The following is a 21,059-nucleotide window of genomic DNA, read 5'->3' on the forward strand; positions in this document are numbered from 1 at the left end:
GTTCCGCCGGGCGTGCCGGGCTATGTATCCTGTGTCGGAGCACAACCGATCCGGGAGCGGTAACCAGGCGCTTGCGCCATGGCGTCCACCCGGCGGAGGGAGACTGACGCCACCACGCAATCAGCACGATAGGCATCACCATGAATGCGCGAAGCACCGTCGATGGCAATCAGATGAGCGCCGGGACCTGGGCGCTGCTTGCCCTGCTCGGCCTGATCTGGGGCGGATCGTTCTTCTTCGCCCGCGTTGCCGTCGCCCATGTGCCGCCCTTCACGCTGGTGTTCCTGCGTTTGGGCCTGGCAGCCCTGGCGCTGCATATCTACATCCGCGGCCGCTTCGGCATGTACGAGGCGCTTGCCGGCCGCTGGCGCGAATTCGCGCTGATGGGACTGATCAACAACGCCATTCCGCACGCCTTCATCTTCCTTGGACAAACCCATATCGGCGCCGGACTGGCGGCGATCCTCAACGCCACGACGCCGGTCTGGACCGTGATCATCGCCAACATGGCGACCGAGGACGAGAAGCTGAGTTCCGCCAAGATCGCCGGCTGTCTGCTCGGGCTCGCCGGCACCGTCGTCCTGATCGGGCCGAGCGCCGTTGCCGGTCTCTTCGGCACCACAAGCAGCGTGCCGCTCTGGGCGCTGCTGCTGCCGGTGCTTGCCGCCATCAGCTATGGTTTCGCAGCGACCTACGGCAAACGCTTCCGCGATCTCGCGCCTCCCGTGACGGCCGCAGGCCAGCTGACCGCCTCGACGCTGATCGCGCTGCCGGTGGCCGCCTTTACCGACACGCCTTGGCTGCTGCCGATGCCGCCCGTCGAGGTGATCCTGTCGATCCTCGGCCTGGCGCTGGTTTCGACGGCCTATGCCTACATCCTTTTTTTCCGCATCATGCGCGCGGCCGGCGCCACCAATGCCTCACTGGTCACCCTGCTGGTGCCGCCAAGCGCGATCTTGCTCGGCTACCTCTTTCTCGGGGAGACGCTGCAGGCGGCCGATTTCGCCGGCATGGTGCTGATCGCCCTCGGCCTCGCCGTGCTCGACGGTCGAATCCTGCGTTTCCGGCGGGTCGCCTGACGTCTGATCGTGGTCGGTTACAGGAAAAGCCCACACACCTTGAGTGCTTCGCACCGCGTGAAAAAGACATGGTTTGCGGGGGAATCGACGGCCGATTTTCGTCCCGCTCCGGGCCACTCACGCACGGTAACAAACGTTTATATTAACCTTGCTGAAGCGATTGTGAAAAAAATGTGGCAGCCTGGAAAATTAAATAAAATCAGAACTATAGGCCTGTGAATAAGGCAGCGCCGGCTCACGCATTTCGCACTGCAGCACAAGTTTCCCTTTAACGTGTCGTGATTTCGCCCTATGTTTTAACGCGTTAACGCAGGGAGGGTCTTCCATGGGCCTTACACATTCGCTGAATGTCATCATGATCAGTGCAGCGTTCGTATTCGTGGCCACGATGCTCTTCATCTGAGGAGCGGCCGCTGAGAGTCCAAACCGAATAGGGACTTAAATTTCCGGGAAACCATTTTGCAGCACCAAGCCAGTTAGACCGCCAAGAGAGCATAAGGTCTAGACGCTGCGACAAACGAGAAAGCGCCTGAAGATCGATCTTCGGGCGCTTTCCTTTTTGGTGGATGCTGTAGCGATCGGGACGCTTGCTGCGACCGCAGCCGAAGAGACCCCAATAGGCATGGAGCCATACCAAAGCGCGGCGGCGACCTCTGTCTGCCAGGACACGCGGCGCGTTCGCAGCCATTCGGAAGTTCAACATGGCGAAGCGCACCTTGCCCGTCGCAAGGTGCGAGCGAAGGTCAGGCGGCCGCGCCGGCCGCCACCATCCGCGGTGCATCGATCGCGCCCACCGCTTCCACAGAGACCCGCTCGAAACCGACGAGATCCAGCACGGCTGTCACCAGCGGCGTGCGGTTCATCGAATAGATATGGAAATCGCGTACGCCGCGCCGGGCGAGATCGACGATCTGCTCGGCGGCGATGTGGGTCGCCTCCTTGAAGCGCTCGACCGGCTGGTCCTCGAGATGCACAAGCCGCGTGACGATCGCCTCCGGCACGGTGGCGCCACAAAGGCCAGCGAATTTCTGCACCTGCGCCAGATTGTTGATCGGCAGGATGCCCGGCACGATCGGGATGTTGACGCCAGCGCGCCGCACTCGTTCCAAGTAGCGCTCGAAATCATTGTTGTCGAAGAAGAATTGGGTCAGCGCCCGGGTTGCGCCCGCATCGACCTTGCGCTTCAGCATGTCGATGTCAGCGGCGACGTCAGGGCTTTCCGGGTGCTTCTCCGGATAGGAGGAGACGGAAATCTCGATGTCGTCCCCGCGCGCACGGATCGCCCGCACGAGGTCGGTGCTGCTGGCGTAACCCTCGGGATGCGGCTGGTAAGTGCTGCCGATGCCGCCCTGCGGATCGCCGCGCAGCGCCACGAAGTGGCGGACGCCGAAGCTGAGGTACTCGTCAATCACCGCATCGACCTCCGCCTTCGGCGCGCCGACGCAGGTCAGGTGCGCGGCGGTATTGGCAAAGCCGCTTTCCGCGATCAATCGCCTGACCGTCGTCAGCGAACGCGCCTTGGTCGAGCCGCCGGCGCCGTAGGTGACGGTGATGAAGGCCGGACCGAAGACCGAAAGGTCGTCTGCCGTCTGGAAGAGCTGCGCTTCCATCTCGTCGGTCTTGGGCGGGAAATATTCGAAGGAGAGCCGGAGATTGCCGCGTTCGGCCGGGTAAAGCGTCTGTGCCGTCATTATTATACTCCCCCCGCCTGGACACGCGGCCGTGGCGTTTCATTCTCGTTCACGGCCCGCCGATCACGCGCGAGCCAGATCGTCACCGTCAATTTTCCATCATTCGCCCCCTCAGGCGAAAGATCCGTGGTCTTCTCGAGCACAAGGCCAGCCTTCGCCAGCCAATCGGCCATCGCCTGATGCGAGAAGCCGAGGCGCGCATGGGCGTGCTCGTCGCGCAGATGCTCAAGCCCGTGCGGCGCGAAGTCGATGATGACCAGCCGTCCACCCGGCATCAGCATGCGCGCGGCTTCCGCGATCGCGGCTTCCGGCTCTTCGAGGAAATGCAGCACCTGGTGAATGGTGACGAGGTCGAAGGTCTGGCCGTCGAGCGGCAGGTTGAAGATGTCCCCATGGCGGATCGACGCCTTGGTGATGCCGGCGCGATCGAGATTGGAGCGCGCCACCGCAAGCATGTCGCGGCTGGCGTCGACACCGATACCACGACGATAGAGGCCCTCGAACAGCTGCAGGATGCGGCCTGTGCCGGTGCCGAGATCGAGCAAGCTTTCGACCGGCTCGTCGCCCACCATTTCGCGCAGCTTCGCCTCGACGTCACGCTCGCTGACATGCAGGCGGCGAAGCTCGTCCCAGCCGGCGGCGTTGCGGCTGAAATAGGCCTGCGCCTTCTCCGAGCGCGCCTTCTTCAAGGTGGTGAGCCGGGCTGCATCACGCGCCAACACCGCGTCGTCGACGGAGGCGGAGGCCAGCATCGCCCGCACGAGCCCGACCCGGGCACCGTCCTGACGGAGGCGGAAATAGGCCCAGGCGCCCTCCTGGTAGCGGTCGATCAGCTCGACCTCCGCCAGCAGCTTCAGATGCCTGGAAATGCGTGGCTGCGATTGACCGAGAATTTCGGTAAGATCGGTGACGGTCAGATCGCCGGCGGCGAGAAGCGCGACGAGACGCATGCGGGTCGGCTCGCCCGCCGCCTTCAGCACGTCCACCAACGCATCCAGACCCAGTTCTCTCTGCAGAGCCATAGCGATCCCCATCAACACATAAAGATATGTTTATGTGATTTGCGGTGGTGACGCAAGCGGATTTGCGCGGAGAGGCCAAACAATGGCGCCGGCGGAACAGATGCGTGTGTATGGACGCCATGCGCCACAAACGATGTCTCACAAACGATGTCTCGGGCGGCACGTCAGAAGACCTGCGAAGGCCCCTCTAATAGGCCGACTTCACGACCCGAATGAGGGCAGCCCCACCCAACCGAGACAAACCCGGCGCCCTTCCCGGTGTTGGGACGCCACCCTATCCGCGTCTCTGCCGCCCCAGGCACGCGTCATCCGCCAGCCCATCTCGCCGCAGCGATAGACAAACCTGCAAACGCCCGTTCGCGCCCGCCATCGGGACGGCAACCGCAGAGCTGATCGCTACGCCGACCCCTGGAGCGTCCCGCACGTTCATCCCCCGCGCGGGCACAGCGATAAACAGACCCTGGCGCGCAACCGAGCGACAGCTGGTCTTCGCCTCAGGTCAGGAGACAAAGGAAAACGGGCGAAGCCTGCGCCTCGCCCGTTCCTAGAACAAATGTTGCAGCGCCCGCTTCAACGGACGCAGCAAGGTCCAGCGCCGCGATATGGCGGCGGCTGAAATCAGCGCGTCAGGCGCTTGTAGGTGACGCGCTTCGGGTTGATCGAGTCCGGGCCGAGGCGGCGGATCTTGTCCTTCTCGTAGTCTTCGAAGTTGCCTTCAAACCACTCGACCTGGCTGTCTCCTTCAAAGGCGAGGATGTGCGTGGCAAGGCGGTCGAGGAACATGCGGTCGTGGCTGATGATAACGGCGCAACCGGCGAAGTTTTCGAGCGCGATTTCGAGCGCTGCCAGCGTCTCGGTGTCAAGGTCGTTGGTCGGTTCGTCGAGCAGCAGCACGTTGCCGCCGTTCTTCAGCATCTTGGCGAGGTGAACGCGGTTGCGCTGACCGCCCGAGAGGTTGCCGACCTTCTGCTGCTGGTCGCCGCCCTTGAAGTTGAAGGTCGAGCAATAGGCGCGCGAGTTCATCTCGTGCTTGCCGAGCTTGATGACTTCAGCACCGCCGGAGATTTCTTCCCAGACGGTCTTGTTGCCGTCGAGCGCGTCGCGGCTCTGGTCGACATAGCCGAGGTGCACGGTATCACCGATGCGGATCGAGCCGCTGTCGGGCTGTTCCTGGCCGGTGATCATGCGGAAGAGCGTCGTCTTACCGGCGCCGTTAGGGCCGATGATGCCGACGATGCCGCCCGGCGGCAGCTTCAGCGACAGGCCGTCGATCAACAGGCGATCGCCATAGCCCTTGGTGACGCCTTCCATCTCGATGACCACCTGGCCGAGACGTTCGCCGACCGGGATGATGATCTGCGCGTCGCCGGGACGCTGGTTTTCCGCCGCGTTGACCAGTTCGTCATAGGAGCGGATACGCGCCTTGGACTTGGCCTGACGAGCCTTGGGGCTGGATGCAATCCATTCCTGTTCGCGAGCGATCGCCTTCTGGCGGGACGCCTCTTCGCGACCTTCCTGCTGCATGCGCTTGGCCTTCGCAACCAGGTAGGCCGAGTAGTTGCCCTCGTAGGGAATGCTGCGGCCGCGGTCGAGCTCGAGGATCCAGCCGGTGACGTTGTCGAGGAAGTAACGGTCGTGGGTGATCATCAGCACGGCGCCCGGATACTCGCGCAGGTGCTTTTCGAGCCAGGCGATCGTCTCGGCGTCGAGGTGGTTGGTCGGTTCGTCGAGGAGCAGCAGGTCCGGCTGCGAGAGCAGCAGCTTGCAGAGCGCGACACGACGCTTTTCACCGCCCGACAGGTTGGTGACTTCCGCGTCGCCCGGCGGGCAGCGCAGCGCTTCCATGGCCATTTCGACCTGACTTTCCAGATCCCAGAGGTTCTGGCTGTCGATGATATCCTGGAGCTTGGCGCCCTCTTCCGCCGTCTCGTCGGAATAGTTCATCATCAGTTCGTTGTAGCGGTCGACGATCGCCTTCTTCTTGGCGACGCCTTCCATGGCGTTTTCAAGCACCGTCTTCGTCGGATCGAGCTGCGGCTCCTGCGGCAGGTATCCGACGGTCGCACCTTCGGCCACCCAGGCCTCGCCGGTGAATTCCTTGTCGAGGCCGGCCATGATGCGCAGAACCGTCGACTTACCGGCGCCGTTCGGGCCGAGGATACCGATCTTGGCATCCGGGTAGAACGACAGATGAACGTTCTCGAGAACCTTCTTCGCGCCGTAGGACTTATTAAGCCCGGCCATATGGTAGATGAACTGACGTGCCATGAGGGAATGCTCCGCAGGGATAAGGAAATTTGCCCGCTATGTAGGCGAATTATAGGAAGGGGGCAATGATCAAAGGCATCCGCCCCCGCCCTATCCCAAAACGAACATCCCCATCGGAACGCCCGGCAGGCTCTCCCGGAAGGCGCCTAAAGCCGGCGCGGTCAAGGCCGCACCATAAGGTGCTGCCATGGCCGACCGGGCGAAACGCCCTACCCGCGACCGGCAGTATCGGCGATACCCTTGGCGCATTTGAACTCGGTCGTGCCTGCGGCCTGGATCAGCGGCCCGAGGCTCGCAGCCTTCATGACATCGCCCGTGAGCCCGATCGTCAGCCCGGTGATGATGCTGCGGCCTTGCACGGTCTGGCAGCGCATGCGCACCCGGTCGCCGGCTCCAGCGCCAAAACTCTGGTCGAAGGCCTGCTTGATCGCCGCCTCATCGAGTTCCGCACCCACACGCTGGCGGAAAAGTGCCCCGACCGCCGAGCGGTTGAGCTCTTCCAGCATGCGCAGCTGTACCGAGAAATAGTCGTCGACCGAGCCGCTCTGGCAGATGCCGCTTCGCAGCCACTGGTGCCGGTCGAGACCGGATTGCACCCCGGGCATGGCGATAAGCAGCCGCGCCGCGGTGTCGTCGGCCATGGCAAGCTTCGGCAGCTCTAGCCAGCTGCCCTTGCGGTCGGTTGCCCGCGCTTCTGCCGCGACCCCGCAATAGCTCTTGCGCAGCGGCCACAGGCCATGCAGCGAGAGGTTGGTGGCATCGAAGCGTTCCGCCGTCTGGCTCTCGCATTCCTTGCGTTGCGGCCGCGTCTCGCAGAAACCTGGCTGCCAGCTGACCGCCAGTACGTAGTCGGTGCGGCTGGTTGAACTCGCCGGCGGAGCACCCTTGGATGCGTCTTCACCGGCAGCAAAGGCGCCGGAACCAAGCAACAGCGTCAGCGCTGCCAGGATGCCCGCCACAGAACCTGATATCGCTTTACAAAAACGGACCATGATATCCTCCCGCAAAAACAAAACGGGAACAAATATCGCCCAAAACGGGAAAATTGCAACCCCTAATGTAATGCACCGTCAAATCGCTTGTGACCTCATGCGCAACGATCAACAAGCGGCGATTGCCTTTGCCACGCAAATCGATTTGAAATCTCAAAGGTCTGTCGATTGCTTCCGGGAGTAGAGATGTTCGGGCAGGTGAAGACGCATCAGAGCCCGACCGGTGCCAGCTTGAGCTGGCGGCATTTTCCGGCAACCACAGAAGCCCGCGGCATCCTTCTCGTCAGCCATGGCCTTGCCGAGCATTCCGGCCGATATGCCCGCTTTGCCGAGGCGATGGCCGGCCACGGCTTCCATGTCTATGCCCACGACCATCGCGGCCACGGCGCGACGCAGGCGCCTGACGCCCAGCTTGGGATGTTCGCAAGCCGCGACGGCCTCGACAAGATATTCGCGGACATCCGGGCAGTGCGGGAGATTGCGACCACCGCCCATCCGGGCTTGCCGGTCATCCTCTTCGGCCATTCCATGGGTGGACTGATCGCGCTCAATGCCGCCGAAACCGATCCCGGCCTCTACGATGCGCTTGCCGTCTGGAACTCCAACTTCCGGCCGGGCCTTGCCGGCCGTGGCGGACAGGTGATCCTGAAGATCGAAAAGGCGCTCAAAGGGTCTGACGTGCCGAGCCCGCTTCTGACCAAGCTCACCTTCGGCATGTGGGGCGGCGCCATCAAGGATCGCAAGACCGATCTCGACTGGCTGTCGCGCGACGATGCCGAGGTCGCCAAATATGCCGCCGACCCGCTCTGCGGCTTCGATGCGACGGTCTCGCTCTGGCTCGATCTTTTCCGCCTGTCCTTCGATGGCGCCCGGCCCGACCGGCTGGCGCGGCTCCGGAAAAACCTGCCCATTCATCTCGTCGGCGGCAGCGCTGACCCGTCGACCGAGATGGGCAACGCCGTCCGCTGGCTTGGCACGAAGATGAAAGCCGCCGGTCTCAGCGACGTTAGCGTCACCGTCTATGACGGCATGCGCCACGAAACACTGAACGAACTCGGCCGGGACGAGGCGACGGCCGACTTTGCCGCCTGGTGCCTGCGCGCCGTCGCAGGGCGGCGCTGACCGGAAATATCATGGCCGACATGTCGCTTCCTAAGATCGCCGCCGACCACAACCGCATCTCCTTCGGGCTGACGCTGATGGTGATCTCGGTGCTTCTGTCGCCGCTGATCGACATCTTCGCCAAGCTCGCGATCGCCACCGTTCCCTCGGCCGAAATCACCGCCGTGCGCTTTCTGCTGCAGGTCGTCTTCATCCTGCCGATCGTGCTCTTCCGCGGCAGCCTGTTTGATCTCACCTGGAAGAAGACCGGGCTGCACGCGTTGCGCGGCGGTCTGCTGGTCGTGACCATGCTCTCCTTCATTACCACGCTGAAGGTCATGGAAGTCGCCGACGCGATCGCGATCTTCTTCGTCGAGCCGATCATCCTCACGATCCTTGGCAGCATCTTCCTGAAGGAGACGATCGGCTGGCGGCGCTACACCGCCTGCGGCGTCGGCTTCTTCGGCGCGCTGCTCGTCATCCAGCCGAGCATGCAGGAGGTCGGCTGGATCGCCCTTCTGCCTGTTGTGGCCGCCTTTGGCCTTGCCGTTTTCCTGCTCGTCACCCGCATGGTCGCGCAAAATGAGGACCCCTGGTCGATGCAGTTTCACGCCGGCGTCTGGGGCGCGCTCTTCTGTCTCGTGCTGCTTTATTTCGGCGAAGGCACCGGTTCCGGCATCTTCGATCCGGTCTGGCCAGAAGGGTACACCTGGTATTACCTGCTCGGCGTCGGCGTCACCGCCACCATTTCAGGCGTGCTCGGCGTCTATGCCTATCGCGCCGCCCCGGCCTCGGTGCTGGCGCCGCTGCAGTATCTCGAAATCGTTTCGGCCACGATCTTCGGCTGGCTCGTCTTCGGCGACCTGCCCGACGCGCTGAAGTGGTTCGGCATCGCCATCATCATCGGCTCCGGCCTCTACATCATCTGGCGCGAGCGCCGCGTGCACAAGGACACGAGCGTCGCTCCGGTGTCGCCAGCCATCTGACAACAAAGCCATCTGAAAACAAAAGAAAGACCATCGGGAGGAATATCATGAAAACTGGAGGTCAGCTCATCGTTGACGCGCTCGTCGCCAACGGGGTGAAGCGCATCGCCTGCGTGCCGGGGGAAAGCTATCTCGCCGTGCTCGACGCGCTCTACGACACCGACATCGACGTGCTCGTCTGCCGCCAGGAAGGCGGGGCCGCGATGATGGCGGATGCCTGGGGGCGGCTGACCGGCGAGCCCGGCATCTGCATGGTGACCCGCGGCCCTGGCGCGACCAACGCTTCCGCCGGCCTCCATGTCGCCAAGCAGGATTCGATCCCGATGATCCTCTTCATCGGCCAGGTGCAGAGCGAAGCGCGCGAGCGCGAGGCCTTCCAGGAGATCGAATACCGCCGCGCCTTCACCGAGGTCGCCAAATGGGTGGGCGAGATCGACGATCCCGCCCGCATTCCGGAATTCGTCACCCGCGCCTTCGCGGTCGCCACGTCCGGCCGCCCCGGCCCTGTCGTGCTGACGCTCCCCGAGGACATGCTGACCCGCAGCGCCGAGGCGCCCGCCGCCAAACCCTACCAGCCGGTCGAGGGTCATCCAGGTCCGGCGCAGATGAAGCGGCTCGGCGAAATGCTGAGCAACGCCAAGCGCCCGATCGCCGTCCTCGGCGGCACTCGCTGGACAGCGGAAAGCGTTGCTGAATTCCAGCGCTTCGCTGAACGCTGGAAGCTGCCGGTCGGGTGCTCCTTCCGTCGCCAGATGCTGTTTGATCACCTGCACCCGATGTACGCCGGCGACGTCGGCATCGGCATCAACCCCGCTCTGGCAAAAGAGGTCAAGGAAGCGGATCTCATCCTGCTTATCGGCGGCCGCTTCTCGGAAATGCCCTCGTCCGGCTATACGTTGATGGATAGCCCCTACCCGCGCCAGACGCTGGTCCATGTGCATCCTGACAGTTCCGAGCTCGGCCGCGTCTACCGTCCGGAGTTGGCGATTGCCGCCAGCCCGCGCGACTTCGTCGCCGCGCTCGAAAGCCTTGCACCGCCGAGCGAACCGAGCTGGTCCGTACGCACCGAGACCATGCACGCCGCCTATCTCAAGTGGTCGACCCCGCCGGAAACCGGACCGGGCGCGGTGCAGATGGGGCCGATCATGAACTGGATCGAGGCGAACGTGCCGGAGGATACGATCTTCACCAACGGCGCCGGCAACTACGCCACCTGGGTGCATCGCTTCCACCGCTTCCGCCGCTACGCCACACAGGCAGCCCCGGCTTCGGGCTCAATGGGTTACGGCCTGCCGGCTGCGGTCGCCGCGAAGCAATTACATCCGGATCGCGAAGTCATCTGCTTTGCCGGGGATGGCTGCTTCCTGATGCACGGCCAGGAATTCGCAACCGCCGTGCGCTACCGCCTGCCGATCATCACCGTCGTCGTCAACAACGGTATCTACGGCACGATCCGCATGCACCAGGAGCGCGACTATCCCGGCCGCGTCAGCGCCACCGATCTCACCAACCCGGATTTTGCAGCCCTTGCCCGCGCCTATGGCGGCCACGGCGAGACGGTCGAGAAGACGGAAGAGTTTGCCGACGCCTTCCTCAGGGCGCGCGCCAGCGGCAAGCCGGCGATCATCGAGATCAAGCTCGATCCCGAAGCGATCACCCCGACGCGCACGCTAAGCGAGATCAGGGCGGGCTGAGCAAGTCTTGTTCGTGAAGGGTCCAATCACGGCGCAGACGCGCCGTGATTGGATTCCTGTGACAAGCACAGGAATGAGGACGATGGAGCATTTGCGATGGGGGCCTTCTTCCCACGCGCCCGCGCTTCTGTGCCTGCGAGCGCGCGGGCGAAGCGACGCTTCTCAGGGCGTCGTGCGCCAATTGAACGCCGATCGGCCACCATTATACCTCCTTCATTCCTGTGCTTGTCACAGGAATCCAGCAGCGCCGCCTCGGCGGCGCGGGGAACGATCACGCCCGCTAACTGCCTACGAGATACGTCCAGCCGCTTACTCCAGCCATTCCGTCGAAAACGCACCGGCTTCATGCAGGTCGGTTGTCTCCAGGCGCCCTGGCCCGAGGTTTTCGAACTTGTGCGGCACATTGGCCGGCGCCACGACGATCTGACCGGCCTCGGCATCGATGATGCGGTCGCCGACGGTGAAGCGGGCGCGGCCGACGCGGACGATGAAGGTTTCCGGATAGGGATGGCGGTGCAATTTCGGCCCGTACCCGATCTCGTCGGTGGAAACAAAGATCACCGAAAGGCCTGCGCCATAGGCGCCGCCCTCGAATTCGCCCTTCCAGGCGTCGGGCTCATCCGCCCATTGCTCCCGCGAAATGAGACGCGCTTCGGCCATGCCGATCCTCCACTGTCAGATGGAACGATGCGGCCGAGCGCGAGAGTTTGGATTTTGCGTGGCTCAGCCGCGGATATGCTGGGTCTGCTGGTAGACGGCCGTCGAGCGCGCGCCGGAACGGCAATAGCCGAGCATCGGCCGCTGGAACTCGTCGAGCGCGTCGACCATGCTCTTCACGGCGTCGGCGGTCACGCCCATCGGGCCGACGGGAATGTGCTTGGTTTCGATGCCGAGTTCTTCGGCACGGGCAGCGATGGAATCAAAGGTCGGCTGGTCCGGCGCCTCGAAGTCCGGGCGGTGGCAGACGATGGACTTGAAGCCGAGCGCCTTGATCTGGTCGAGGTCCTCGACCGCGATCTGGCCGGTGACCGAGTATTCGTCGTTGATCTGGCGGATGTCCATGGTCGTCTTCCTTGAGGCAAATTTCCCGGCCTCTGATGTAGGCGCAGCCTTATCTCCCGTCAATTCAAAAGCCGCATCGTCAAGGCGCAGGATCAGACGACCGAAAAGGCGATGGCGTAGCTGCGCGCCTCGCCCGGCTGAAGCGGTGTCAGTTCCCCGGCCGCAGCCAACTCCGGCCGTTTGGCGATCCGGTGCGATACCGGCTCGATGCTGATCACGTTGGCCTCTCCGCGCTGGCAGCGCCACATCTGCAGGAAGGGCAAAGTATCGGCCCGGAACCGCACTTTCAGATTTCGGCCGCCGAGCCCCGCGAGGTCCGCAAGCGTGACCTCCGACCACCCATCGGAACCGATGGCCGCCGGCAGGCAGAAATGTGCGCTCTCGCCGGTGCCGAAGCACCAGGCGCTCTCCCCGCCTGCAAGCGAAGCGCTGACGATGCGGGTCTCGTCCCCGAGCAACCGGCCGCCAATGTTGAGGTGATACATCATGACAGGCGGAAAGGCGGTGACGCCGGAATTGACGACGCGATCTTCGAGCACCACTTCGTGCCGTGCGGCATCGATCCGCCAGCGCCGCTCGACCCGGGCCCGCCCGCCATCGGCGAGCACCACCTCGATCGTCGCCGTGCACTCGGCCCCGTCGCTCGCCATCTCCGTGTGGCTGACGGCTGTTCCGGCCAGTGACCCGTGCAGCGGATAGCGTGCGCCTTCCGCGCCACCTTCGATCGCCTCGGGATGGCGGATATGGTCTGGACCGCAGGTAAAGAGAAAACCGGCCAGCGCCCGGTCGATCCTCGGGTCCCCATCCGACGGGATCGCAGCACCCGGCGACAGGTCGACGCCGTCGACGACGAAGGCGGCGATATCGAGCGCGGAGAGCCGGTCGAACAGCACATGATTCTCTTGAAGATCCTGTGGTTCTTCGAGCGTCTTCAGCATGTTCTCTTCCTCAAATCGGCCGCAGAATCACTGCAATCACAAAGAGATGATAGCTGAGGAGAGACGCATTTCACCGGTTGAAGCCCGGGATTGCGCCGCCTAGATAGAATTTAACTGCTTGTTCATGATGAATTCATTTTTTTCACATTAACGTCGAAATCGAAATGTATCGCGCCACATTCACCACAATGAAAACAGGTTCTCTCGTGACGTCAGCGACCCGCACAGGCCTCTCGCTCCTCGCCGCAGTCGGCTTTCTTGCCGTGGATCTGACGGCCGCCTTCGCGCAGGACTATCGCGGCTACAATCGCTATGGCGACGATGTCATGCTGGTCACGCCCGACGGTGAAATCCTCGATTATGTACCCCGCTCCGACGAAGTGCAGACCATGCGCGACAGCCGCGGCCGCACGCTTCTGATCGACAGCTGGGGTAATGTGGTCGCAACCGTGGTGCCCAATAATCGCGGCCGCCAACGCGACTACGGCGGCAACCGTCAGGGCGATTACGGCGGCTATCGCCGTCAGGGTGACGTGGATATCTATTCCAACCGACGCTACCGGGAAACCGAGCGCGGCTACGGCTATTCCGAGCCCGGCGACGTCACCGGCTCCGTTCCCGACTACCGCGACGTCGTTCCGCCGTCGACCGACGGCAACGAACTGCCAAACAGCCTACCCGGCCTGATCGACGGCACCCAGGAGGCTTCCGTCGATCCGAACGACGGCAACCCAATGCGCCAATCGATGCCGCCCGCGATCTCGGTCAAGTCGAAGTCGCGCGCCGAGATCACAGCACTTCAGGTCTTCCTCGACCGCGAAGGTTTTTCGCCGGGCGTGATCGACGGCAAGATGGGCTCGAACGTCACCAAGGCGATCGAAGCCTTTCAGCAGTCGACCGGCGAAACGCTCGATCCCAACAACACCGACGACATTCTCGAGCGGCTGCGGATGAACGGCGGCATGCCGATCACCAGCTACACGATCACGGCCGCCGACGCCGCCGGCCCCTATGTCGCGTCGATCCCCGAGGATTACGCGCACAAAGCGATGCTGCCGCACATGTCCTTCACCTCGACGACGGAAATGCTCGGCGAGAAGTTCCACATGGACGAGGCCTATCTGCGCGAGTTGAACCCGGGCGTCGATTTCACCATTCCAGGCACGATCATCAAGGTGATCAACCCCGGCGCCAACAAGACCGGCAAGGTCGCCCGCATCCTCGCCGACAAGGCGCGCAAGCAGGTGCTCGCCTATGACGACGCCGGCAAGCTGATTGCCGCCTATCCGGCAACGATCGGCTCGTCCGATACGCCGTCTCCGTCAGGCACGGTCAATGTCGAGCGCATCGCGCTCAATCCGGGCTACACATACAATCCGAAGATCAACTTCAAGCAGGGCAACAACGACAAGATTCTGACCCTGCAGCCGGGCCCGAACGGTCCCGTCGGCACGGTCTGGATCGCGCTCTCGAAGCCCACCTACGGCATTCACGGCACGCCGGAACCCTCGAAGATCGGCAAGACCCAGAGCCATGGCTGCGTGCGCCTGACCAACTGGGACGCGACCGAGCTTGCCAAGATGGTGAGCACGGGCGTCACGGTCGAGTTCGTCGACTGAGCGAAGCCGGCCGCCCGTTAACCGAACCGTTGTTTTTTTGGCATTTTTCTTGAGGCTTCCCCCAATTGGGTGAGTGACTTCGCGCCTGCAGCATAGATGATGGAGTTGCCTGGCCGACCATCCACGACGAGGCACTCTTTTTTAAATTTCTTTGCGCCGACCCGTCGGCTAAATCGTTTCAGACCTATCCATTTACGAAGACCGCAGCTGCCGACGACCCAGCTGCGGTTTTTTTCGAGCGCCGGGTGCAAAAGCCCTCCCGCCGCTCTCCCCGTCCATCATGACTTCATGAAACATTGTCATGAGAATTTTTCCGGCAATCGGCTATCACCGGATATCTCAACGACAATGGCCGACCTGCGGCCGCACTTGAAGGATGGCCTGAATGGCGACGGAGCGCACCCTGCCCAACCTCTGGCATGCGACGGCACCGGCCGCCCCTGAGACCAGGCCGCTCAGCCAGGACCTGACGACCGATGTGGCGATCATAGGCGGCGGCTTTACCGGCCTCTCGGCAGCGCTGCACCTGGCCGAAAAAGGCGTGAAGGCAACGGTCATCGAAGCCAAGATGATCGGCTTTGGCGGCTCCGGCCGCAATGTCGGCCTCGTCAATGCCGGCATGTGGGTGAAGCCCGACGACCTGATCTCGACGCTCGGCCCCGAGGCCGGCAACCGGCTGCTGACCGAACTCGGCGACGGCCCTTCGATGGTCTATGCGCTCGTGGAAAAACACGGGATGCCTTGCGAGGCGGTGCGCAACGGTACGCTGCACATGGCCGTCGGCAGCGAGGGCGTCACCGAGATCAAGGACCGCGAAGCGCAGTGGCAGAAGCGCGGCGCGCCGGTCGAGGCGCTTTCGGCCGAGCGGGCGCACGCGCTCACCGGCGCTGAAGGTTTTTCCGGCGCCCTCCTCGACCGCCGCGCCGGCACCATCCAGCCGCTCGCCTATGCCCGCGGGCTCGCCCGCGCTGCCCTTGCCGCCGGTGCCGAGATCTACACCGACACGCCGCTGACCGGTGCGGAGCGCCAGGGCGACAGCTGGGTATTGAAGGCCGGCAACAACACGGTCCGCGCGAAACAGGTGATCCTCGCCACCAATGCCTATGGCGGCCTCTTCGCCGAGAGCCCCTGGCAGGCCCATACGCAGGAACTGACGATCCTGCCCTATTTCCAGTTCGCCACCAATCCGCTGCCGGACGCCGTCGCCAAGCGCATCCTGCCGGAGCGCCAGGGCACCTGGGACACCGGCCTCGTCATGACCTCCTTCCGCATGGACCAGCAGAACCGGCTGATCTTCGGCTCGATCGGCCGGCTCGACGCGATCGCTGAAGGCACGCACCGCGCCTTTGCCGCCCGCTCGCTGCGCAAGCTCTTCCCCTTCATCGGCAATTTCCGGTTTGAGTACTGGTGGGACGGCCGCATCGGCATGACCACCAACAATCTGCCGGCCATGCACACGCTCGCCCCCAACGTCGTTTCCGTCAGCGGCTACAACGGCCGCGGCATCGCGCCGGGCACCGTCTTCGGCCGCGCACTCGCCAGCCATGTCACCGGCGAAACCTCGGCGATCCCGCTCGCCGAAACGCCCGTGACCCCGGACACCTGGCGCGGCGTGAAGTCCGCCTTCTACCACGCAGGCGCCCAGGCCAAGCACTTCATCGACCGTCGGTTCTGAGGTAGCGCACGGTGCGGACCGTTCATTTCGGTTCGCGACCATGCCATGCGGTTTCGCCACGGGGTGAAATGCGCGCCAGCCGGACTGCGCCGGCCCATGCTGACCTATCTTGAATGTTGAAACCCTGAGGTGTAGCGTCCGCCGCGGGTGCCCCTCCAAACCTGCTGCCGGGTTGAAGGGCCGCGGAACTTTACTCGACGACCATGTTCATCAACGTCGAAGCGTAATCGGCAGACTTCGACCAGGAGCATCGGATCGTCTCATGCTGCACCCGCAGGTCAGGTTCTCGCCGTCCAATATCGCCGCCCTGAAGAAGTCCCTCCGGGATCGTTACCCGCACATCAAGTCATCCCACCTGGACGAGGCAATCGCCGCGTCGTTCGGCTTCAAATCCCATGCGGCATTGCGCCCGGCGCTGCTTCAGGTCGGCAACCACGCCCGGCTGATCGTCATCACCGATCATATGTTGCTTCTGCTTCGGCTGGAGGAACTGGGATACCGAGATATCGACGCCGGAGACTTGCGCCACCTGATGTGGGACATCAAATTCCCCGACCACTGGTACGATCAGCACCTTGAAAAGGCCGTGACGAAACGCAGACGGCCGACAGCGGCCAATTCGCAATAGCGCAGCAGCGACCATCGGTGGCGCGTGCACGGTAGAGACCGTCGATGGCAAAGCCCAAAAACCGCTAGCGATTTGAAATCAGTCGGCTTAGCGTTGACCGATTGCACGTCGCAAGCAGACCCGTGCGAACGGGCCATTCGAGACAAGGAACTGGCCATGGCTAAGCTCGTGTTCGGAATGAACCAGTCGCTGGACGGCTACGTCGACCACATGGAGTTTGCGCCAAGTCCCACGCTCTTCCGCCATTTCATCAAGGAGGCCGAACAGCAGACGGGCAGCCTGTACGGTCGCCAGATCTATGAGATCATGCGCTACTGGGACGACGAGCATCCGGAATGGGATGCGGACAGACAGGCCTTCGCAGCCGCGTGGCGGAAGCAGCCGAAATGGGTCGTCTCGCGCTCCTCGGCGTCCGTCGGCCCCAATGCCCGGCTCGTCGACGGTGATCTTGCGGGCGCCGTGCGCAAGCTGAAGGCCGAGCACGACGGCGAGATCGAAGTGGCGGGCCCCGTCCTCGCGCACAGCCTCACCGAACTGGGCTTGATCGACGAGTACCGGATCTACCTGCACCCGGTCGTCCTTGGTCACGGCAACCCCTATTTCGCCGGCCCCCGCCCGCGGCTCCGCCTGATCGCTCATGATCGCATCGGCGAGGACGTGGTGCGGCTGGTCTACGTTCCTGCTTAGTCGCCGGACTTGCCGGTCCCGTCAGCGCGCGGCTGTGTGCGTTGCGCTGCCCGAAAGCTAGCAGTGTTGACTTCCCTGCCGCCCGATCGGCACGGCGAAATCCGCATTCGACCCGGTTCGCTTTTCAGATGCGACCTTGGCTTTCAAGCCAGATGAGCGCTCCGCGAACTGCGGCTCCGGCAAGTTGGTGCTGCCTTTGCTCTCACTCGGAGCGTCTCCAGCGATACGACCAACCGTCGATCCTCTCCTCGGTGGCCTTCAGCAACAAGGCGTCAGGCAGGAACTGGCCACGCACCAGGCCAATCTTTTCGAGAACACGGCAGCTGGTCTCATGTGCAGCCGCGCATATGGTATGAACCTCGGATAGGGGTGACTGCTGCTTGACCCAATGCATAATCGCAAGACCGGCTTCCGTCGCCAGCCCCCGTCCCCAATAGGCCGGACCGATGCCATAGTGAATTTCCGCGCGGTCCCCATCCACAAACATGAGGAAGAGGCCCATCGGCCGCTGGTCGCTGCGGTCGATGATGCTCCAGATGAAGCGGTCACCATCCGCCCAGCTGCTTTCTCCCCACGCATGGATGACCGCCTCGGTGCTGGATTGTGCGGGATGAGCGCCGCGCGGCAAAAATCGTGCTGCCATGCTGTTGCCGGTGTATTCCGTAAACACGGACGCTGCGTGTTCAGAGCGGGCTGCACGCAGGTGAAGGCGGCTTGTCGTTAGTTCAACGGGCGGCGTGATCAACTTCAGGTGTCCGGGCGGGGCAGAGCGCGCGGACATCTTAATTCCATCGGGACAAAGAGCGAAAGCCACCATCGATCGCTTCCGGCGTAGAAAGTCCCTGGCCTCGCGGTGAAGCTGCCCCCAACTTCACCGCGCCGCGATCAGCAAAGCAAAACGCCTCGGATCATCCCTGACCCGAGGCGTTGTCTCTTGAAAGGAAGGCGCGATTACGCCGCTGCGCGGTAACCCGAGCCGGCGCTGACCTGCACCTGACCCGACGTGCGGAACGCCCGCAGACGCGTGGCGATGTGCTCGGCCTCTCCCGTCAATGCCTGGCTTGCGGCGTTCGCCTGCTCGACCATGGCGGCGTTCTGCTGCGTGATCTGGTCCATCTGGGTAATCGCGGTGTTGACCTCCTGCAGGCCGGTTGCCTGTTCGGCGGTGCTGGCGCGGATGGCGCCGAAGACGGAGCTGACCTCGACGACCTGGGCGACGATCTGCTGCAGCGACTGCGCCACCTGATTGACCGAATTGACGCCGTCGTCCACCTGGCCGCGCGACTTGGCGATCAGGCCCTGGATGTCCTTGGCCGCTTCGGCGCAACGCTGGGCCAGCGCCCGGACTTCGGAGGCGACGACCGCAAAGCCCCTGCCCGCCTCGCCGGCGCGGGCCGCTTCGATGCCGGCGTTCAGCGCCAGGAGGTTGGTCTGGAAGGCGATCTCGTCGATGACATCGACGATCCGCGCGATGCTGGCGGAAGACGTCTGGATCTCCTGCATCACCTCGATCGCGTGGCTGACGATCTCGCCGCTCTGTTCGGCATTGGCGCGGGCGGCAATCACGGTCGAATTCGCCTGGTTGGCGCCTTCGGCCGTCTGCTTGACCGTGCGCGTCACCTGCTCGACAGCAGCGGCCGTCTCTTCAAGGTTGGCCGCCTGCCGTTCCGTGCGCCGGGCCAGATCGTCGGCAGCCGCCGCAATCTCCTTGGCGCTCGTATGGATCTGGCTGGCGCCGGCCTCGATGCCGCCGATGGCGCGTGCAAGCTCGCCGATCGCGTGGTTGAAATTTTCGCCAAGCTCCTGATAGGCAACCGGCAGGTCCGCACCGATGCGTGCCGTCAAGTCGCCATCGGCGATCTTCTTCAGCGCCGCGCCGAAGGTCTTGCTGATCAGCGCGCGTTCGGCAGCCAGCACTTCTTCCTGCACCGCACGTTGCTTGGTGACGTCGGAGGCGTCCATGTAGACGGAGATCGACAGATCCATGTCGAGGAAGACGCCCTTGATCAGGCTCGACAGCATCGCGCCCATGTCCTCGGCCGAGGTCCCCTTACGCGAGAACAGGCCGGCCTTCGGCCAGTGCGCCTTGACGATTTCGGTGATCAGATGCTCGGCGATCAGCGCGTAGCCGCCGATGTACCAGCGCGGCTCGAGCCCGATGCGGGCGTGCACCAGGCCGATGGTGCGAACCTTGGCGCTGTAATCCTCGTTGAAATTGGCATCGACGATATTGGCCCAGTGGCCGACCTGGGCGCCCTTGGCGCGGTCGATATGAGCGTCGGAGGAGAAGAAGCGCTTGGTCTCGGCCGTCGTCTTGACCTTGACGTAGAACTTGTCGAGCGCGGGTTTAAGTTCCTTCTCGAGGATCGGCTTCAGCGCCTTCAGGCTCGTCTTGGCGGCGTCATCGAGCGCCATGAAATTCAGACGACCGGCAACGTCTTGCGTGCCGGCAGCGGCGTGTTCCGTTTTCATGCGCGAACTTCCCTGCATGCTCATTTCTGGATCATGGAGACAGGATCTAGGGCGCTGCAGCGTCTGAGATCATGGCCGCAATCATGGCGGCTGGTTGCCCTGTTCAGTCGGTCGCAGGGGCAAGCTGTGTCCTGGGCCACTGATAGAAGCGCAGGGTAAAGGAAGCCTTACGCGAAACAGCTATTTCGCGAGGCCTGAAATACAACTCAACCGGAACTGACGAATATCAATTCCGGTTGATACGCAATAAACGGTGGAACGGCGAAGGATCAGGCGGCGTTTCGCGAAGCCCAGGATGGCATGCGCGCAGCCCAGGAGCGGCGCGTCTTGACCGGCATCAGCGCCTGCACTTCCTTGGCGAGGGCTGCTGCGTTTTCGCGCGCCTTGTCGAGATTGCTGACGCGGTTCGGATCCATCGTCTGCAGCGTGCCGCCAAAATCGAAGATCTCGCGATAGGCGGCGCGCTCGACGATCGGCGTGTCGAGAACCGAGACGCCGCGCTCGGCGAGCATCGCCTTGATCGTCTGCAGCGCACGCGTGGTGACCAGCGAATTGACGCGGGTGAGCACCACAGAATGGTTGATGCGCAGGCCCGAACGGTCCTGGATCTGGCGGATCACCTCAAGAATTTGAGCCGCACCCTTGGCATCCATGGCGCAGCCCTGCACCGGGATCAGCACCTGGTCAGAGATGGCGAGTGCAAGTGCTACGATCTGGTCCTTGGCGCCCGCGAGATCGATGACGATATAATCCGCTTCGTCCTTCGCCTCGCGGATATGACATTCGAGCGAGCCGGGCGTGATGTGCGAAATGACGGTGAGGTTGGCGATATGGCCGGAAGCCTCCGCCCAGCTGGTGATCCAGCGCTGCGGATCAGCGTCGAGGACGACCACCCGGTGCCCCTGCCGCGCCAGTTCCGTCGACAGGATCAGCGCCGCGGTCGTCTTGCCCGCACCACCCTTTGCATTGGCGAAAGTGATGACCGCCATGATATTCCCCATTCTATGCCTGTATCGCGCTGAACCGGACGGCCACAGCCGGTGGTTCGCTTCTTAACGAAACCTTACAGAATTTGGTTAACGAAACGGTAACGCCGGCACGTCAAACCTGACAGTCGGCCTTGAGGCTGCGTGCCAGCGACACTG

At 63.3% G+C, this 21,059-nt stretch carries 18 protein-coding genes; 8 read left to right on the top strand and 10 right to left on the bottom strand.

Annotated elements, in window-relative coordinates; translation table 11 throughout:
- Positions 1-140: 140 nt before the first annotated feature.
- Positions 141-1,079, top strand: coding sequence for a DMT family transporter (locus IB277_RS11050; protein ID WP_060515915.1), 939 nt, complete (start codon positions 141-143; stop codon positions 1,077-1,079).
- A 743-nt stretch (positions 1,080-1,822) separates the two neighbouring features.
- On the opposite strand, the gene metF is transcribed toward IB277_RS11050, so the two are convergent.
- From metF to IB277_RS11070, 4 genes are all read right to left on the bottom strand, one after another.
- The gene (gene metF, locus IB277_RS11055; protein WP_090294321.1) at positions 1,823-2,770 is read right to left on the bottom strand and encodes a methylenetetrahydrofolate reductase [NAD(P)H]; all 948 of its coding nucleotides are present in this window, start codon (positions 2,768-2,770) and stop codon (positions 1,823-1,825) included.
- Positions 2,771-2,772: 2 nt separating this feature from the next.
- Positions 2,773-3,792: a metalloregulator ArsR/SmtB family transcription factor gene (locus IB277_RS11060; RefSeq protein WP_034792368.1), complete on the bottom strand. Its 1,020-nt coding sequence runs from the start codon at positions 3,790-3,792 to the stop codon at positions 2,773-2,775.
- Between the two features lie 618 nt (positions 3,793-4,410).
- Positions 4,411-6,060 (bottom strand): energy-dependent translational throttle protein EttA, encoded by a 1,650-nt coding sequence (gene ettA / locus IB277_RS11065; protein ID WP_192370993.1) that lies wholly within the window; start codon positions 6,058-6,060, stop codon positions 4,411-4,413.
- 209 nt (positions 6,061-6,269) lie between these two features.
- Complete coding sequence (locus tag IB277_RS11070; protein ID WP_090294322.1) at positions 6,270-7,052, bottom strand: ribonuclease; 783 nt, start codon at positions 7,050-7,052, stop codon at positions 6,270-6,272.
- 186 nt (positions 7,053-7,238) lie between these two features.
- On the opposite strand from IB277_RS11070, the gene IB277_RS11075 reads away from it, so the two are divergent.
- Genes IB277_RS11075 through IB277_RS11085 form a run of 3 tightly spaced genes read left to right on the top strand, consistent with a single transcriptional unit; the run spans position 7,239 to position 10,833 of the window.
- Positions 7,239-8,174: an alpha/beta fold hydrolase gene (locus tag IB277_RS11075; RefSeq protein WP_060528750.1), complete on the top strand. Its 936-nt coding sequence runs from the start codon at positions 7,239-7,241 to the stop codon at positions 8,172-8,174.
- Positions 8,175-8,185: 11 nt separating this feature from the next.
- Entirely contained in the window at positions 8,186-9,139 is a 954-nt protein-coding gene (locus IB277_RS11080) for a DMT family transporter (protein ID WP_090294323.1), read from the top strand.
- Between the two features lie 47 nt (positions 9,140-9,186).
- A complete protein-coding gene (locus IB277_RS11085; protein WP_090294324.1) occupies positions 9,187-10,833 on the top strand; it encodes a thiamine pyrophosphate-binding protein in 1,647 nt (548 codons plus the stop codon).
- Between the two features lie 309 nt (positions 10,834-11,142).
- Here the strand turns inward: IB277_RS11085 and IB277_RS11090 are convergent, their stop codons facing one another.
- From IB277_RS11090 to IB277_RS11100, 3 genes are all read right to left on the bottom strand, one after another.
- Positions 11,143-11,493, bottom strand: a complete 351-nt coding sequence (locus IB277_RS11090) for a cupin domain-containing protein (RefSeq protein ID WP_090294325.1) — start codon at positions 11,491-11,493, stop codon at positions 11,143-11,145.
- A 63-nt stretch (positions 11,494-11,556) separates the two neighbouring features.
- On the bottom strand, positions 11,557-11,895 hold the full coding sequence (locus tag IB277_RS11095; RefSeq protein ID WP_034792356.1) for a TIGR01244 family sulfur transferase: 339 nt from the start codon (positions 11,893-11,895) through the stop codon (positions 11,557-11,559).
- A gap of 92 nt (positions 11,896-11,987) precedes the next feature.
- Positions 11,988-12,833, bottom strand: coding sequence for a DUF4432 family protein (locus IB277_RS11100; RefSeq protein WP_060605550.1), 846 nt, complete (start codon positions 12,831-12,833; stop codon positions 11,988-11,990).
- 164 nt (positions 12,834-12,997) lie between these two features.
- Between IB277_RS11100 and IB277_RS11105 the strand changes: the two genes are divergently transcribed.
- From IB277_RS11105 to IB277_RS11120, 4 genes are all read left to right on the top strand, one after another.
- Complete coding sequence (locus tag IB277_RS11105; protein ID WP_034792355.1) at positions 12,998-14,452, top strand: L,D-transpeptidase; 1,455 nt, start codon at positions 12,998-13,000, stop codon at positions 14,450-14,452.
- Between the two features lie 385 nt (positions 14,453-14,837).
- The gene (locus tag IB277_RS11110) at positions 14,838-16,127 is read left to right on the top strand and encodes an FAD-binding oxidoreductase (RefSeq protein WP_060605553.1); all 1,290 of its coding nucleotides are present in this window, start codon (positions 14,838-14,840) and stop codon (positions 16,125-16,127) included.
- Between the two features lie 262 nt (positions 16,128-16,389).
- Complete coding sequence (locus IB277_RS11115; RefSeq protein ID WP_060515904.1) at positions 16,390-16,755, top strand: hypothetical protein; 366 nt, start codon at positions 16,390-16,392, stop codon at positions 16,753-16,755.
- A 156-nt stretch (positions 16,756-16,911) separates the two neighbouring features.
- Positions 16,912-17,442, top strand: a complete 531-nt coding sequence (locus IB277_RS11120) for a dihydrofolate reductase family protein (RefSeq protein WP_090294326.1) — start codon at positions 16,912-16,914, stop codon at positions 17,440-17,442.
- A gap of 202 nt (positions 17,443-17,644) precedes the next feature.
- Here IB277_RS11120 and IB277_RS11125 read toward each other — a convergent pair whose 3' ends face one another.
- From IB277_RS11125 to IB277_RS11135, 3 genes are all read right to left on the bottom strand, one after another.
- Positions 17,645-18,259, bottom strand: a complete 615-nt coding sequence (locus IB277_RS11125) for a GNAT family N-acetyltransferase (protein WP_246807035.1) — start codon at positions 18,257-18,259, stop codon at positions 17,645-17,647.
- A gap of 134 nt (positions 18,260-18,393) precedes the next feature.
- Complete coding sequence (locus tag IB277_RS11130; protein WP_176960262.1) at positions 18,394-19,914, bottom strand: globin-coupled sensor protein; 1,521 nt, start codon at positions 19,912-19,914, stop codon at positions 18,394-18,396.
- 269 nt (positions 19,915-20,183) lie between these two features.
- Complete coding sequence (locus IB277_RS11135; RefSeq protein ID WP_090294328.1) at positions 20,184-20,903, bottom strand: ParA family protein; 720 nt, start codon at positions 20,901-20,903, stop codon at positions 20,184-20,186.
- Between the last annotated feature and the right edge of the window lie 156 nt (positions 20,904-21,059).

Source organism: Ensifer sp. ENS07 (assembly GCF_014852185.1).
Classification (GTDB): domain Bacteria; phylum Pseudomonadota; class Alphaproteobacteria; order Rhizobiales; family Rhizobiaceae; genus Ensifer; species Ensifer adhaerens.

Coding starts and splice junctions, on each gene's coding strand:
- IB277_RS11125 (WP_246807035.1), bottom strand. CDS start 18,259: ATGGTGGCTTTCGCTCTTTGTCCCGATGGAATTAAGATGTCCGCGCGC.
- IB277_RS11130 (WP_176960262.1), bottom strand. CDS start 19,914: ATGAAAACGGAACACGCCGCTGCCGGCACGCAAGACGTTGCCGGTCGT.
- IB277_RS11090 (WP_090294325.1), bottom strand. CDS start 11,493: ATGGCCGAAGCGCGTCTCATTTCGCGGGAGCAATGGGCGGATGAGCCC.
- IB277_RS11085 (WP_090294324.1), top strand. CDS start 9,187: ATGAAAACTGGAGGTCAGCTCATCGTTGACGCGCTCGTCGCCAACGGG.
- IB277_RS11060 (WP_034792368.1), bottom strand. CDS start 3,792: ATGGCTCTGCAGAGAGAACTGGGTCTGGATGCGTTGGTGGACGTGCTG.
- IB277_RS11080 (WP_090294323.1), top strand. CDS start 8,186: ATGGCCGACATGTCGCTTCCTAAGATCGCCGCCGACCACAACCGCATC.
- ettA (WP_192370993.1), bottom strand. CDS start 6,060: ATGGCACGTCAGTTCATCTACCATATGGCCGGGCTTAATAAGTCCTAC.
- IB277_RS11100 (WP_060605550.1), bottom strand. CDS start 12,833: ATGCTGAAGACGCTCGAAGAACCACAGGATCTTCAAGAGAATCATGTG.
- IB277_RS11095 (WP_034792356.1), bottom strand. CDS start 11,895: ATGGACATCCGCCAGATCAACGACGAATACTCGGTCACCGGCCAGATC.
- IB277_RS11110 (WP_060605553.1), top strand. CDS start 14,838: ATGGCGACGGAGCGCACCCTGCCCAACCTCTGGCATGCGACGGCACCG.
- IB277_RS11070 (WP_090294322.1), bottom strand. CDS start 7,052: ATGGTCCGTTTTTGTAAAGCGATATCAGGTTCTGTGGCGGGCATCCTG.
- IB277_RS11135 (WP_090294328.1), bottom strand. CDS start 20,903: ATGGCGGTCATCACTTTCGCCAATGCAAAGGGTGGTGCGGGCAAGACG.
- IB277_RS11075 (WP_060528750.1), top strand. CDS start 7,239: ATGTTCGGGCAGGTGAAGACGCATCAGAGCCCGACCGGTGCCAGCTTG.
- IB277_RS11120 (WP_090294326.1), top strand. CDS start 16,912: ATGGCTAAGCTCGTGTTCGGAATGAACCAGTCGCTGGACGGCTACGTC.
- IB277_RS11115 (WP_060515904.1), top strand. CDS start 16,390: ATGCTGCACCCGCAGGTCAGGTTCTCGCCGTCCAATATCGCCGCCCTG.
- IB277_RS11105 (WP_034792355.1), top strand. CDS start 12,998: ATGTATCGCGCCACATTCACCACAATGAAAACAGGTTCTCTCGTGACG.
- metF (WP_090294321.1), bottom strand. CDS start 2,770: ATGACGGCACAGACGCTTTACCCGGCCGAACGCGGCAATCTCCGGCTC.
- IB277_RS11050 (WP_060515915.1), top strand. CDS start 141: ATGAATGCGCGAAGCACCGTCGATGGCAATCAGATGAGCGCCGGGACC.